This window comes from Pseudomonas sp. LB3P58 (genome assembly GCF_054897895.1).
The window spans coordinates 1,803,636-1,818,196 of sequence record NZ_JBUBVE010000001.1 but is presented as its reverse complement, the minus strand read 5'-3'; the positions used below and the strand labels follow the sequence as shown (position 1 = coordinate 1,818,196).

Sequence of the window (14,561 nt, the reverse complement as noted above, 5' to 3'; positions counted from 1 at the left end):
GGCTAACGCACACTTCATGCCAGGCTGAGCGTCGGTTTTTTACCGTTGCACGTCTTTGATTTTCATGAAAAAACCATTTCGTCCAGAAACTCCATCCCCCAAAGGCGGGGAAGCACTCGGATGGACCTTGAAGCATTTCCCCACTATTGGGGGGGAACCCTCAATCATCGTCAACCCGTTCGATTCGATTGCTTGATCGCAGTTGCGCGAGAACCTGTAGACGAGCCTGAGCCTGTTGCTGTCGGGCAAGGTAAGCCCGGACCATTTCAAGCCCTTGCACCTCTGAGACATCGGTCGCCTCTAAGTGGTTCTGCAGGTAAATCAAATGCCAGCCCAACGCTGTACGCACCGGTGTACTGACAGCCCCCGGTGCCAGGGCAAAGGCCGCGGCTTCGAATTCAGGCATCATCCGTCCACGAGGAAAATAGCCCAGATCACCGCCCTCGCTGGCGGAAGCATCTTCGGAATCGGCCCGGGCCACGCTGGCAAAGTCCTCACCCGCACTGATTTTCACACGCATCTCCTCTAAGCGTAGCCGGGCCGCTTCAACCGCGGCGGCATCCGCGCCTTGGGGCACTTTGATCAGGATGTGCCGTGCCTGGATGTGTTCCGGCCGGTTCATCTCGGCGCGATGCTCTTCATAGAACGCGCGGACCTGTTTTTCGTCAGGCCCGGCGACCTGCGTGAGGTCGGCAAACACTTGCTGGGCCGCGAGCTCACGGCGGGTGTACTCGATGTAACCGACTTCGTCGAAACCGGCGTCTTCCAGGCGTCGGGCGAACACGTCGGCACCGCCCATGGCCTGCCGGGTCTGATCGACCTGACGTTGCACCACCGCGTCACTGACCACCACCCCGCGCTTGACGGCTTCTTGCCACAGCAACTCTTTGTCAATCAAGGCTGTCAGTGCCGCCTGACGTAAGTGTTTGTAGGCCTTGGGGTTGCGGAGGCTGCCCACCGCCCGGCCCTGATCCTCCAGGTATTCGGCGAAATAGCGCTCCAGGCGAAGCTCGGAAATTTCCTCGCCATTGACCCGCGCGGCGGCCGGGCCATTGCTGCAGAACGCCACGGGAACCCACAGCGTGAGCAGGAGCAACAGAGTCTTGAGCGCCATGATCGAGACCTCCAGTCAGGGTGTAGCGGCAATGGGTTTGTAGGGTGCGACCAGATAAAAGCGCTGGCCGGGCAAGTCCACGGTGACGATATGCGCGCCACGCAAGCCGAGGCGGCGGCCCGGACCGAAGCTGATCAGCGGGGTCAGCCCGGTATCGAAGTCATGCAGGCCTTCCAGCGCACTGATGAGCTTCTCGCGGCTGGCGTCGCGCCCGGCCTGTTTCATGCCTTCGCTGAGCAGCAACATCGAACTGAACGCGCCGACTTGCAACATCGCATGCTGACCGCCGAGCCCCTGGCGTTCGCGCAGTTGGGTCAATGCCAGGCGTCCGGCCAGAGTCCAGTCACTGGGCACGAACGGATAAGCCAGAAACACCCGCCGGGAAAAATCACTGGGCACCTGCAACAGATCACCCGCCACCTGGTTCGACGCGGCGAACAGATAAGGCACCTGCCCCGCCGCCTGCAAGCGCTCGGCGAGGCGACTGAAACCGCCGCCGCTGCCCAGGTAAAACACCGACCGCGAGCCCAGTGGCAGTTCGTCTTGCGCCGAGTCGTAGACTTTCAGACTGACCTTTTGCCAGTCGTGATCCTGCAAGTACTGGCCGAGGCTCTGCGCTGCCAATCGTTGACTGGGCTCGTCCGGGTAAGTGATCAGCGTCGGTCCTTGGAGCACCCGTAAATTAACGGTGGCGTAATCGGCCAGGGCGATCAGTTGCTCGCGCAACCCCGGCAGCGGTTCGAAAATCTGCCGACTGGCCTGCGCCGTGCCCAGCAATGACAGCGGTCCGATCAGCGGAATGCCGGCCCGTTCCAGGCGCGCGGCCAGGTCCGAGTCCAGTGCCGGCGCCAGCGGCGCGATCAGGGCGAACACCTGTTCCTGCTCGATCAATCGGTCCAGCGCCTGCTCGGCACTGGCGCGGTCCGGGCCCGGATCGACGATGGTCAGGCGCAACTGCCGGCCATGAATCCCGCCCGCTTCGTTGATTCGCGCCACGCTGCCCCGGAGCACCGCTGCCACCGTGGCGCCCTCCTCGCTCAACGGCCCCTGGCTTGGCAACAAGGTGCCCAGGTGCAGACTGTCGGGGGTCAGGCCGGGGTCGCGGTCCTCGGCCACGCGTTTGAGGTAGGCCGTGAGGTTGCGCTGATCATTCATCGACAGGACGAAGCGCGGCATCGCCGGGTCGAGCCGATTGTTGCCCGGATCACGCCCTTCCTGGATAACCCGCGCCAAGGTGTCTTCGGTGTACGCCGGGTACGCACGGCCATTGATGTGCTGCTGGCCGTAGGTGCTGGTGAGCCGCGACCAGCTGAGATCCGGCGGTCGCACCCCGCCTTCGGGCCGCCCGAGGCCATCGGCGCCGTGGCAGTTGGCGCACGGCAGGCTGGTGGCGGGCAACAGTATGTCCGCCGCCCCGACCCGCGCCATGATCGGCTCGCCACTCGCGGACACACCCTCGCGATACAGCCGTTTACCGGCGCTTTCGTTAGGGCTCAGCGGCAACGCATCAGCGGCGAAATGCAGGCCGCCAAGCAGTAGCAGGCCGAGAGCGAGTGAAGTTCTCATGGTGCGGGCTCAACGACCGGCCACGGGCATTGTCAGCAACTGCAAGCGCTGGGCAATGGCGGCGGCCGGGGCATCGGGACGGATTTTGCTCCAGCGTTTATTGGCCACATCACCCACGATCAGTTGTGTTGAATGCTGTTCGGGGGTCGGTACGATCTGGCCGATGCGCCCCAATACAAGGTCCATCTGTGCCTTGTCGCCGGTAAGAAAAAGCCAGTGGGGGCCATCGACGCCCTGCTTCAAGGTGTAAGCCTTGAGTACCGCTGGCGTGTCGCGCAGCGGATCACTGGTAAGGGAGATAAACGTGATGCCGTCAGCTTTGTCGCCCAGCAACTCACGCACTTCCTTGAGCTTGCGGGTGATCAGCGGACAGGCATCGTTGCAACTCGTGAAAATCACATTGAGCAGCACCACGCGGTTCTGCAGCGCGTCACTGTAGAAGCGCAGGGTCTCGCCGTTCTGGTCCTGCAACGGCGTGTCGGTGAACCAGGTTTTCGCATCGCGGGTGCCAGAGCTCGTAACCAAGCCGGGCGGTGCGGCAACGGCGGACACCTCAGGTGCCGGCTCTTTGTGCCCTTCGTGGGCGGACGCCAGCGAACTGAACAGGCAAAAGCAAACCGTCAGGGCGATCCAGTCGAGGGCTCTCATGGCTGCTGCTCCATCGCGATGGCCGTGTGCTTGGCGTGGACGTTGCGCTGCCCGCTGAGTTTCTCCACTTCACGGGCCAGCACCGTCGGGTCGGTGAAGCCGTAATAGCGGGTCCAGTGGCGACTGTTGCCGTCGCCCACCAGAATCAGTGGCTGATGGTTTTTGAAGTCCCCGCTGAAGGTGCCCAGTCCCTTGAGGGTTTCGTTGATCGACTGCGAGCTGCCGGTCAGCCAGCTCCAGCCCGGGCCGTGCTGGAAGTGGCGGGCGTAGTCGTTCAGGCGTTTGGCGTCATCGCGCTGCGGGTCGATGCTGATCGACACCAGTTGCACTTCGCCGCCGACCCGGGCACCCAGCTGTTTTTGCACCTTGCCCATGATCGACGACACCACCGGGCAAACCGTGGTGCAGCTGGTGTAGATGAAGCTCATGACCACAATCTTGTTGGTCACCAGGTCTTTTTCCAGGCGCACCGCTTTGCCGTTCTGGTCCACCAGCGTCACGTCGGCGAACTTGATTTGGGCGCTTTCCGAACGGGCGCTGCTGGCCGGCATTTCGTGACCGGCGTGTTCATCCGCCGAGTGGGCCAAGGCCTGGCCGATACCGGCGGCCAGCAGGCAGAACGTCAGCAGTCCACGGTGTGCGAATCGGTTCATGTCGAACTCCTTTTAGTGGGCATCGCCGGGCAGGACCCGAACGCTGGCAAAAGTTTTGTCGTCGAAACTCGCGCCCAGCGACGCCGCGCGAACGTGCAGGTACCAGGCGCCGTTCTGGTCGAGGGTCACCGGGGCTTCATAAACGCCGTCGCCCACTTCCAGCGCGGCGACTTGCCGGACCCTGGACGTCGGAGCCCGGAAGTAGCGCACCTGAACGTCCTTGACCCCGCTGCGCTGTGCTTTCTGCTTGCCCTGAACGATGCGAAAACGCACCACGTAAGGACTGCCGAGGGCGGCCGTTGACGTGTCGAGCATGAACTCCACCTTCGGCACACCCGGGTGCCGGGTGAGGGTTTTATCCGGCTCAACCAAAGCCGTGAAGCAATGGATGATGTTCGGCTGGTTGAGCAGGAAGGCCACGTCGAAGCGTCCGGCGGCGGGCAGTTTGATCCGGGCGCTGTACAGTCCCGGCTCGACTTCGCGCAGACTGCGGTCGATGACCATCGCCGCCCGCGCCACCTGCCCGCGATTGGGGTAGCCGGACATCGGCGCGTTCATGCCTTCGGCGTAGAAGTAGGTGGTGTTGTCCACCGGGTTGACCACAAACACCGCGTTGTCGTCCCGCGACACCGCCAGGCTCGATGCCAGCGGCAGGTCACCGGCCAGCCGTGGCGCCTGAGGCCCGGCTTCGAAACCCTGGCTGATCGGCGTGCGGCCTTCACCCAAGGACGACAGGTTGATCATCGTGACTTTGGCCGAGGCCAGTCCGCGAATGTAGGCGTAGGCCTTGGTGAACACCACTTGATAGGGTTCAGCGGACACGTCCAGTTCATGGATCAACGAGTCGGTGGCCGCGTCGATCACCGAGGCCTGGTTCTCCAGCGTGTTGAGCACGATGCCGAAACGACCGTCAGCGCTGAAACCCATCGGGCCCAGGCCCTGTTTCATCTTGATCACCCGCCGGACTGCGAGGCTGGCGGTGTCGACCACGGTCACCGTGCCGTCCTTGCCATCGGCGACATACACCGCCTGGGACAGCGGCGAGTACGCCACGGACAACGGGTGCGAGCCGGTCTTGAGTTGCTTGCTGATGGTCAGGCTGGCGATGTCGATGAGGCTCACCGTCCCGTCATCGCGGTTGGTGACGAAGGCAAAACGACTGTCCTTGCTGAGGGCGATTTCGTGATGCCCGGCACCGGTGGCCAAGTGTTTGAGCGTCTTGAGGCTGCGCGTGTCGATCACCGTCACCCCGGACGCCTCGGCCGATTTCGCGTTGTTGCCGACCCACAGCAGACGCTCATCCGGTTGTAATGCCAGCCGTACCGGGTTGCTGCCGGCAGCTACCGAGTCGATCAACTTGAATTGCTCGCTGTCGATCACCGCAATCTCATCAGCGGTCGGCATTGAGACGAACGCCCGCTTGTTGTCTCTGGGCGTGACCCAATCCATCGGCGGTTGCTTGATGTCAATCCGCGCCATCGTGCTGGTGATCCCGCCCACCGACACCGACGGATCGACCACCGAGACGCTGGCATCGCGGTTCATCACCAGCAGGAAGTAGCTGTTCAGATCGAGCAACGGCCGCGCGCCGATGCTCGATTTCAGAAACACCCCGACCCGGGATTTGCAGCTATGTTCGCGGCCCTGGGCCTGGTCGGCGGCGACGGTTTCCGGATCGAGCCAGGCACCGGGTGCGACACCCGACAGTGGCTGGCCCGAAGCGCTGTCGGTGACCCGAAAGCGCACGTCGGCGAATCCACCCTCGCGCAGCACGCCGTCCTGCGCCAGCGGCCGCACCTCGAGCGCCACCGACACCCCGTCACGCTCAAGCGTCTGGCCGCCCCAGGTATTCGGCAGCGCGACCTCGCTCAGCGTGGCCGCAGGCGTCGTCCGCCATACCCCCAGCCAGATCAGCGCCAACCCTACAACGAGCGCACATCCGGCGATTTTGATGGTCCTGTTCATAACACTTCTCCCCTTCAGATCTGTGTCTGCTATGGCTCAAGGTGCCGGAGCCGGTTCAGGTTCGTTGGTCACCCGCAGCAATCCCCAAAGCCCGGCGGTGTTGCCGTAAGCGCCGTAGTCTCGGAACAGGTAGTCGCCCGGTATTGCATTGCTGCCCCCGGCGCTTGGGTGCATGAAGCTGAAGTGCGCCGCCGGCAAGATGCTTTCGTGGGCGCCGATGTACATCGACATCGGGTTGTAGCCGAACCGCACCGAGCCCACCCCTGGCGTGCTCATCGGATAGCCGCCGGTATCGCTCTTCTCCGACTGGAACGGGTTGACCGACCAGACGTGACCATCCAGTTGGAAGGTCGTGCCACGGCTGCCACCGGTGGGCATCATGATGTGCGTGCGGAACGGTTGCCCCGGCTTCACATAGAGCACCGGCGTTTGCGGATCGCCCCCTACCAGCGCATTGCTGAAGGCCATGTGCGCGTTAGGCACGTCGCCGTAACCATGGCCGTCGGCGTGGCCGAACGGCGCATCCGGTGGCAGGCCGAAGCGGTACCACATCGGCTCGGTCTTGTAGTTGATGGCCATGCTCGAGTTGTCCTGCGGATCGGTCGGTACACCGGCCTCCGAGGCAATACCTTCTACCGGACGACCATTGGCCCAGCGCATGTTCAACGCCTTCTGCCAGACCATCGCAAAATCGCGGTAGGTGGTTTGCCCCGGTGCGGTGACCGTCGCCGAGACTTTGCGTGCATCGTCAACCCAGGTGGCGCCGACCGGCAGGATGCTCATCGCACCGCCAAGGCCTTTTTGCGGCTGCTTGATGACGTCTGCCGGGGTGAAATTCAACCCGCCGAACTCCACCGCCGTGGCGTTGATGTTGTCGACACTGCGGCCCAGTTGCGTGATCGGCTTGCCTTCACGCTCCAGGTGCCCGGCGTAGTACTGATAAGTCCGCGTCGGGTACGCGCCGACATTGCCGACACGCGGCGGCACGGTCTGGATCGGGTTGGTGCCGACGTTGGTCCCGTCGGATTTGGTGATGTCGTACGCCAGCAATTGTGCGTGCAGGCCCACCGTGCTGGATGGCCGCATCAGGTTATTGCTGAAGGTGGTCGAGCCCTCGCCATGGTTGCGGTCACGCTTGACCATGCCCATCACCGAGGCCGTCTGGGTCAGGTCCGGCATCACGCTGGGCAGACGGTTTTCCAGGGTGATGTTGATGCAGTCACCCGCCGCTGCGCGCAGCACCAGCGGTTCGACGGGCACACCGGGTTTGAGCTTGCCGGTGATCGGATCGAGATCGCCCTTGCGCACATAAAGGATCGCCGTCGGGTCATGCAACGGGCCGCTTTGCCCGCCGATGGTGAAGGTCGTCCCGTCCTCGGGGTCGTTCACCGTGACCTGAGGAATGCTCACTGCCCGCGAGTTGTACACCAGGGTGCCGCCCGCCGGCTTCAAAGCCCCGCCGACGTGTTGCCCGATGCCGGCCGGATCGGCCATCGACAGGTTCAACGGATTGCCAAGGATGTCGTTGGCCAGTGCCGCGACCACTTCATAGTTGCGTTGTGGTGTCGGCCGGGTGCCGATGCCATTGGGGTTGGCGCCGATCCGTGGGCAGATACCATCGAACGCCACGGTGTTGCGCATACCGGCCGGTTTCGCGTTGTTCGGCAGCGCGAACAGGTCGCTGCGCTGGGCCGTGTAGTTGCGCATCACGCCCCAGATTCCGCTCCAGTAACCTTCCAGGGAGGCGTCCATCGAGTACAGGTAGTCCCCGGTGGTCGCGGCCGCGCTGGAGATCATCGACACCGGCGTATTGAAGCCCATCTGCTCGGAGATCCCGATCATTTGCGACGAACGCCAGCCGGAGTTGGAGCTGTTGCCGAAACCGGAACCGCTTTGCAGCCACTTCACGCCGTGCAGGGTCACGTTGTGCTCTTCTTCGTGGCCACCGGCATGCACCCGTAGCCGCACGTTGTCACCGGTGTAGGTGCGCAGCATCGGGGTGAACGGGTCACCCGGTTCGGCGCCGCCACGGTTGATATGTGGCGGGAACAGCGTAGTACCGCCGGTTGGACCGGTGGCCGCGGTGACGAGGTTCGGTGCCAGGTTCATCGCTGGGATGGCGCGGTCGGTACGGCTTTGCATGGCGTACGCCAGGTCGCCGCCGAGGCCGTCGGCCTGCATGCCGCGCTTGCCGTCCGGGCCGACCTTGTTCGGGTCGTACACCCGCAGGGCCAGCGGTTCGTTGCGGTAATTGACCACGAACATGCCAGGGTCATCGACCGAGATGGCTTGCGGGCATGGCCGGCTTGGGCAACCGGGCATCAGTCCACCGCGGGCTTCGACCACCTGTTCAAGCAGGGTCTCGGCTTCTTTGCGCACCGGCGGGTTGATCGCGTAACGGAAGCTGTCAGCGGTGGCCGGGAAGGCTTGCGGATTGGGCACGCCGTTGGGGCCGGCGCCGACGTACACACCGGCTTCATAGGCGTGCTGGAAGTCGCTGTATTCGAGGAAGAACTCACGGAAGCTGTCGTTCTTGCCGTCGCCGTCCAGGTCACCGGTGGACACCACCGCTTGCCACGAGGTTGGCCCGCCGTCCTGCCGCGCGCCGCTGTACAACGGCTCGCCGGTTTCGGCGTGGAACCAGGTCGAACCGGCCGGTTCAGCCAGCACGGTGGCGTACAGACCGATCTGTTGGTGAGTCGATGGCCCGAGATGGTCGTGGGTGAAAATGGTTCCCAGGCCACGGTCGACGCCTTTGGCGTTCACCACTGGATCGACAAACCAGCGCTGCATCGCCGTCCGCGCTCCGACCCAGTCGGCCCGGCCGTATTGGCCGAAGAACGGGTGAGCCTTGGCTTTCGGGCAGGCCGGCGTGCCGTCACGCGGATCGGTGCCTTGGCACTGGTTGAACTCGCGAATGGCGCGGATGCGTTCTTGCACCGCACCGGGGGAAAGCACGCCGTCCTCGTAGTTCCAGCCATTGGCCGAACCGTCGGCGGCCGTCAGGTCCCATTTCGGCAGGTGAATGTGCTGGCCGATCACGTCGGTCGGCGTGCGCACCTGATAGTCGTCCATTTCATAAGTGGCCGGCACCAGGTTGGTTTGCTGGTACTGCACGCAGTCGAAGGTGTTCATGCGCATCACCAAAGGCTCTGGAGGACGCTGTTTGGTAATCACCGGCCAGGCGTCTTCCCACAGCGCGAGAATGCGCGCTTGCGGGAAGTGGTAACCGACCTTGTTGTAGACCGCGTCGAACTGGATGTTCGCGGCTTTATAGACCCGTGGACGGTCGGCGGTGAACGTCGAGGAACCGCTGAAGGACATGCCGTCAACCCGTTCACCGCTGTTGAACTCACCGGTCCCGGCGCTGCTGGTCAGGCGTTTTTGCCGGTCATCCATGCACGGTTCGTAATACGGTGCGCCTGCGATCGGCAAGGCGCCGTTGGTGCGGAAGTTGCGCGCCACGATTTGATTACCGGGCAGCACGGCGAAGCTCGGATGGTCTTTTTTTGCGTGGAACGCCATGGCCGCCTGTTCGACTTCGGTGCCCTCTTCCGGCATGTAAATGGGTTTGGCGCGCGTCACTTCCTTGGAGAAATCCAGGGACGTGGTAATGGTGTGCGCCTGGCCGCCGGAGGAGAAACCATCCAGAGAATGGCGCCCCAGACCGCCATCCCAACCACCGGACTGAGCCGGGTCGAGATTGGCCCACAAGGCGTTGCCGCTGGTTTTCAAGGCCTGCGCCTTGGCAGCGTCGAGCATGTCCAGCGGTGGGGTCGGTGGGCGTTGGCCGACCGAGCTTTCCATGCCGCCGATCCAGAACGGATAGCCAGGGTTTTTCAGGCTGCCGTCGGCATTGCGGTTGGCTTCACTGCGATCCACCAGGGCCAGGGAACCGATGGCCTGAGCGCCGCCGTTACCGCTGATTTGTTCGCCGTCGTCGTCATCCTCCTCGTCATCGTCGTCATCATCACCGGCCACCAGGGTTTCGCCGATTTTCGGCACGACCGCGACTTTGCCCGGCATCGGCGCCATGGCTTTGCCTGGCAGCGGCACAACGGCTGGAATCGGCGTACCGGCGACGATCTCGCCATCGGGCAAGGCCCGGGCGCCTGCCGCCGGTTTACCGCTGCGCAGTGCATAAGGTTCGCTGTGATAACCGTCGGCGCCCTGCTGGGACACCTCGAGTCTGGTGCCTTCTTCAAAGACGTCATGCACCCGCCACATGCTCCACATGCCTTGGGCAAAGTGTGGATAGAAGTGGCAGTGATAGATCGCGTCGCCCGCGACCCGGTTGCGGTTGCCCGAACCCCCGTTGGCGATTTCGTAGGTGTAACCGGCGCCCGGACCGATGCCTTGGGCGTCCACATAGTCAGAGTTGTCGTCGTTGGGGTTGAACAACCACTGGTGCCCGTGCAGGTGGAAAATGTGCTGCTCGTGACCGTTGTGAGTATTGCGGAATTTGATGAAATCACCGATGTAGCTGTGGTTGACGTTGGACGGCTCGGACGGGTACAGCGCCATGGTCGCCTTGACCCCGATCTGATCGGCGCTCGGCGTTTCACCGGGACGAATGTTTTCCAGTCCGGCGTTGGCCGGCACGTCCACCAGCATCGCCACGTCGCCGACAGTGTGCGAGCTGAGGAAGAATTCTTCATAGGCGCACGACAGGCAATCGTGCATCGGCCCGACGCCCAAACGGTTGGCAACCACTTCGGCGCCCATGCCACCGGAGCCATAGTTGATCATGAACGAGTCGCGCGTCGGCTCCAGCACGTGGGCCATCACCGGGTCCGCCCAGTAAGCGGGGAACGCCTGGGTCGCGGCGGTTTCATCCTGGAACTGCGAGGCGAAATCGCGGAACGGTTCCAGACGGTTCGGGATCGCCGGGTTGCGTTTACCGATGGCTTCCAGCGGATAAGTCGACGGCGGGAAGCTGCCGTCAGCGTTGCTGCCCATCACGATCGCGTCGCTCTCGCTGGAAATGATTTCATTGCCGTCGACCATGTTGATGATCGGCGTGCCGGCCTTGCCTTCACGTATCCACGGCGCGCGTTGCGGGTAGCGCGCCTGGTAATCGACAATCGGTTGACCGGCCGGGGTGCGGCCGACGCTGGCCAGGCGCATCTCTTCTTCGGTCACGGTGTTGCGATAGGTGCGGCCGCCCTTGGGCACCACCACCACTTGGCCGAACAGCCCGTTGGCCACGTTGCCTGCATCCCCTTCACCGCCGAAGGTCGCGCCGCGGCTGCTGGCGGCAAACGCCCCTTCGCGCTCGGCGTACAAGGTGTAGGAACGGGTAGCGCCGGGGGCAATCAAGGTATTGGCGTTGCGCCCGGTATAGGACGCAATGTCGTCGATGCTGTTGACCGCTTGCATGCCATTGACCTGGAAACCGACGTGGCGGTCGGCGACCTGCTCATCGACCTTGAATGGGTCTACGTTGCCGATGGCGACTTCGCCCTCAATCTCACCCTCCTCCCCGTTTTCATGGCTGCCGGGGTTGGCCTGGTAGGCGAGCAAGTTCTGCAGGTTGATGGTCAAGCAGTCACCGGCAGCGACGCGCAGTACCAGGGGACGCGGACGCTTGTCGGGCCGCAGCGAGACTTTGCCCGGCACCGCCGCCCCGCCCTGGGCCAGGGACATCTCGTGATCATCGACCACATCGCGGCGCAGGGCGAACATCATGCCGTTGGCGTTCTGCGCGCCGAGGCGGTTGAACATCAGCGGCTGATCCAGGGCCACGACGTTGGCCACCAGATTGCGCTCGCAGCGCACGGCCGCTTCGGCCAGCTCGATGCCCAGCATCGACGCCACCAACAGCAGCAGATTAAACAAGGACGGAGCGTAGGGTATGCCGGTCATGATCACGGGCCTCGCTGTGGTACTCATTAGGAATAAGTCTCGACAAATCCCCTTGAGCAATCCGCATGCCATAAATAATTTTGTTATTTTTCAATCGATTACATAAATGACTTAACAACTCGGGGGATATTCCCCACTTACTCCCCCCACTTTTCGGGCTGAAGAAATCCCCCCAAAACGCCCAAACCGAACGCAGCCTCGCAGGCTCGACAGCGGCTACAAATGTGTTGCCCCACAAATGGGGGGAAACCCCCAATCACAGCGGCGCATCCACGGCCAGGCCCTGCAAGCGTCGGTATTGGCGCAAGACACTGGGCACGTAACGCTGGGTTTCGGCGAACGGCGGGATCACCCCGCCACGGCTGAGCACCGCTTTCGGACCGGCGTTGTAGGCCGCCACGGCGAGGCTGATGTCGTTGTCGAACAGGGTCATCAGGTGCTTCAGGTATTTGGCGCCACCCTGAATATTGGCTTTCGGGTCGTAGACATTCTTCACCCCCATCTCCCGGGCGGTGTCAGGCATCAATTGCATCAACCCGCCCGCGCCTTTGGGTGACTGCGCATGGGAGTCATACGCGGACTCGGCCTGGATCACCGCATGCAACAGCGCCGCCGGCAATTCATTGGCTGTGGCAGCCGCCGAAACCAGCTCGGCATAGGGCTGCCGGGCAATCATCTGCGGTTGCTGATCCATGCTGACCCGGGCGGTTTCAGGCTCGTGAATCACCCGTTCATAGGTGCGACCGGGACGGTGGACATTGGACAGAACGTAGCTGCCCTTGGCGTCCACGGAAACGAACACATCGGCCTGTACGACGCCGGCCAGCACAAGCAGGCCGAGCAGTCCTGTGGTGAGTGTTTTCATTTTTATGCCTCTCCTGCCCGGCCCCGAAAAATGGGGCTAATGCCCCAATGGCCGGTAGTAAACCAGTCATACGCAAGCACTGTGCCGGATGCGCGAAGGCCCGTAATTCAGGGGTTGCAGAGGAATGCCCGGGCATGTGCATGGCAATTGCATAAGCCTTCTCGGCGACCCTTCTGCCGACTGTGTGAGGTCATCATGAATCAGCGTTTGCGTTCCGCCCCGCGTGCTCAAAGCGGGTTCACCCTGCTCGAACTGTTGGTGGTGTTGGTGGTGCTGGGGCTGCTGGCTGGCATCGTCGCGCCGAAGTATTTCGCCCAACTGGGCCGCTCCGAAGTGAAGGTGGCCAAGGCGCAAATAGAAGGCCTGGGCAAAGCACTGGATCTGTACCGACTGGAGGTAGGTCATTACCCGTCGACCGAACAGGGTTTGCAGGCGCTGGTGACCGCGCCCAGCGATGAAACCAAATGGACCGGCCCTTACTTGCAGAAAAAACTGCCGCAGGATCCGTGGGGCCGTAACTACACCTATCGCTGCCCCGGCGAAAATGGCGAATACGACTTGCTGTCCATGGGCAAGGACGGCCAACCCGGCGGCGAAGGCGAAAACGCCGAAGTCACCAGTTGGCAATGACGGGAGGCGATCATGCGTTTTCATCTCAAAGCCGTTGGCAAGGCAGGCGTCGTTTCGATGACCGTCGAGGCGCTCGGCCACAGCGAAGCCCGGCGCATCGTCGAAGACCAGGGCTATCGAGTGATCAGCCTGTACGCCGAGCGTCACTGGCGTGCGTTGCGGGTTCGACAGCGCGAGACTTTCAACCTGGTGCTGTTCAGCCAGGAACTGACAACGTTGCTCAATGCCGGCCTGCCGTTGATCGATGCGCTGGAAAGCCTGGCGGAAAAAGAGAACGCGCCCCAGGCCCGCAAGACCTTGAGCGAACTGGTGCGTCTGCTTTATGAAGGTAAATCGTTCTCCCAGGCACTGGCCCAGTTGTCGGCGGTGTTCCCTCCTCTTTACGTTGCGTTGGTACAGTCCAGCGAGAAGACCGGCGCCGTGGGCGATGCCCTGGGCCGCTATGTCAGCTATCGCCAGCGCATGGACGAGGTTCGGCAAAAAATCGTCAGCGCGTCGATCTACCCCATGCTGTTGCTGGTGGTGGGCGGTGGCGTGGTGTTGTTTCTGATGGGTTACGTGGTGCCGCGCTTCAGCCTGGTGTTCGAAGGACTGGGCTCGAACCTGCCGTGGCTGTCGCAGATCCTGATGAGCAGCGGGATGTTCCTGCACGCCCATCAGGGCGAATTCTTCGGCGCATTGCTGGCGATCATCGTCGCCCTCACCTTCCTCCAGCGCCAACCGGCCTTTCGTCGGGGCCTGGACCGTGTGATCGAAAAACTCCCGGCGTTCCATCAACGCATCTTCATGTACGAACTGGCGCGCTTCTACCGCTCGCTGGGGATTCTGCTACAAGGCGGCATTCCCCTCGTCACCGCCATGGGCATGGTTCGCGGCCTGCTCACCGTCGCCTCCCGCGCGCGCCTGGACCAGGCCTGCGAACGGGTGCGCGAGGGTCAGTCGCTGTCGACCGCCCTGGAACTCAATCACCTCGTGACACCGGTGTCCCTGCGCTTGCTGCGCGCCGGCGAGCAGTCCGGCAACCTCGGGCAAATGATGGAGCGTAGCGCCGACTTCTACGACGAAGAAATCAGCCGCTGGATCGAATGGTTCGTGCGGCTGTTCGAACCCTTGCTCATGACCTTCATCGGCCTGCTGATCGGGGTGATCGTGATCCTGATGTACATCCCGATTTTCGAGCTGGCCTCGAGTATTCACTGACCCCTGGAACAGGGTCGAGCGGCACGTTGCATTGTTCATCGACTTACAAATGAAT

General features: G+C 62.8%; 9 protein-coding genes. 2 read left to right on the top strand and 7 right to left on the bottom strand.

The window, feature by feature from the left end:
* Window positions 1-160 precede the first annotated feature (160 nt).
* The 7 genes from ACYZTZ_RS08470 to ACYZTZ_RS08440 all read right to left on the bottom strand — a co-directional run bounded on the left by ACYZTZ_RS08470 (window position 161) and on the right by ACYZTZ_RS08440 (window position 12,676).
* Window positions 161-1,114, bottom strand: a complete 954-nt coding sequence (locus tag ACYZTZ_RS08470) for a peptidylprolyl isomerase (RefSeq protein WP_461997818.1) — start codon at window positions 1,112-1,114, stop codon at window positions 161-163.
* A 15-nt stretch (window positions 1,115-1,129) separates the two neighbouring features.
* On the bottom strand, window positions 1,130-2,680 hold the full coding sequence (locus ACYZTZ_RS08465) for a cytochrome c/ABC transporter substrate-binding protein (protein ID WP_461997817.1): 1,551 nt from the start codon (window positions 2,678-2,680) through the stop codon (window positions 1,130-1,132).
* 9 nt (window positions 2,681-2,689) lie between these two features.
* Window positions 2,690-3,328 carry an SCO family protein gene (locus ACYZTZ_RS08460; protein WP_461997816.1) on the bottom strand — a complete coding sequence of 213 codons (639 nt, stop codon included), beginning with the start codon at window positions 3,326-3,328 and terminating at the stop codon, window positions 2,690-2,692.
* Entirely contained in the window at window positions 3,325-3,981 is a 657-nt protein-coding gene (locus tag ACYZTZ_RS08455; RefSeq protein WP_461997815.1) for an SCO family protein, read from the bottom strand. Before ACYZTZ_RS08455 ends, ACYZTZ_RS08460 begins: the two co-directional genes overlap by 4 nt.
* A 12-nt stretch (window positions 3,982-3,993) precedes the next feature.
* Window positions 3,994-5,946, bottom strand: coding sequence for a YncE family protein (locus ACYZTZ_RS08450; protein WP_461997814.1), 1,953 nt, complete (start codon window positions 5,944-5,946; stop codon window positions 3,994-3,996).
* 36 nt (window positions 5,947-5,982) lie between these two features.
* The gene (gene mnxG / locus ACYZTZ_RS08445) at window positions 5,983-11,811 is read right to left on the bottom strand and encodes a manganese-oxidizing multicopper oxidase MnxG (protein WP_461997813.1); all 5,829 of its coding nucleotides are present in this window, start codon (window positions 11,809-11,811) and stop codon (window positions 5,983-5,985) included.
* Between the two features lie 256 nt (window positions 11,812-12,067).
* On the bottom strand, window positions 12,068-12,676 hold the full coding sequence (locus ACYZTZ_RS08440; protein ID WP_461997812.1) for a lytic transglycosylase domain-containing protein: 609 nt from the start codon (window positions 12,674-12,676) through the stop codon (window positions 12,068-12,070).
* Between the two features lie 195 nt (window positions 12,677-12,871).
* Here ACYZTZ_RS08440 and gspG point away from each other — a divergent pair, with 195 nt between their 5' ends.
* Both gspG and ACYZTZ_RS08430 read left to right on the top strand, forming a co-directional pair.
* Window positions 12,872-13,306, top strand: a complete 435-nt coding sequence (gene gspG, locus ACYZTZ_RS08435; RefSeq protein WP_461997811.1) for a type II secretion system major pseudopilin GspG — start codon at window positions 12,872-12,874, stop codon at window positions 13,304-13,306.
* Window positions 13,307-13,318: 12 nt separating this feature from the next.
* Complete coding sequence (locus ACYZTZ_RS08430; protein WP_461997810.1) at window positions 13,319-14,506, top strand: type II secretion system F family protein; 1,188 nt, start codon at window positions 13,319-13,321, stop codon at window positions 14,504-14,506.
* The last annotated feature ends 55 nt before the right edge of the window (window positions 14,507-14,561 follow it).

What these genes read in the sequence shown, in the direction of transcription:
- ACYZTZ_RS08450 (WP_461997814.1), bottom strand. Translation starts at nt 5,946, where the DNA reads ATGAACAGGACCATCAAAATCGCCGGATGTGCGCTCGTTGTAGGGTTG.
- ACYZTZ_RS08470 (WP_461997818.1), bottom strand. Translation starts at nt 1,114, where the DNA reads ATGGCGCTCAAGACTCTGTTGCTCCTGCTCACGCTGTGGGTTCCCGTG.
- ACYZTZ_RS08430 (WP_461997810.1), top strand. Translation starts at nt 13,319, where the DNA reads ATGCGTTTTCATCTCAAAGCCGTTGGCAAGGCAGGCGTCGTTTCGATG.
- ACYZTZ_RS08460 (WP_461997816.1), bottom strand. Translation starts at nt 3,328, where the DNA reads ATGAGAGCCCTCGACTGGATCGCCCTGACGGTTTGCTTTTGCCTGTTC.
- ACYZTZ_RS08465 (WP_461997817.1), bottom strand. Translation starts at nt 2,680, where the DNA reads ATGAGAACTTCACTCGCTCTCGGCCTGCTACTGCTTGGCGGCCTGCAT.
- mnxG (WP_461997813.1), bottom strand. Translation starts at nt 11,811, where the DNA reads ATGACCGGCATACCCTACGCTCCGTCCTTGTTTAATCTGCTGCTGTTG.
- ACYZTZ_RS08440 (WP_461997812.1), bottom strand. Translation starts at nt 12,676, where the DNA reads ATGAAAACACTCACCACAGGACTGCTCGGCCTGCTTGTGCTGGCCGGC.
- gspG (WP_461997811.1), top strand. Translation starts at nt 12,872, where the DNA reads ATGAATCAGCGTTTGCGTTCCGCCCCGCGTGCTCAAAGCGGGTTCACC.
- ACYZTZ_RS08455 (WP_461997815.1), bottom strand. Translation starts at nt 3,981, where the DNA reads ATGAACCGATTCGCACACCGTGGACTGCTGACGTTCTGCCTGCTGGCC.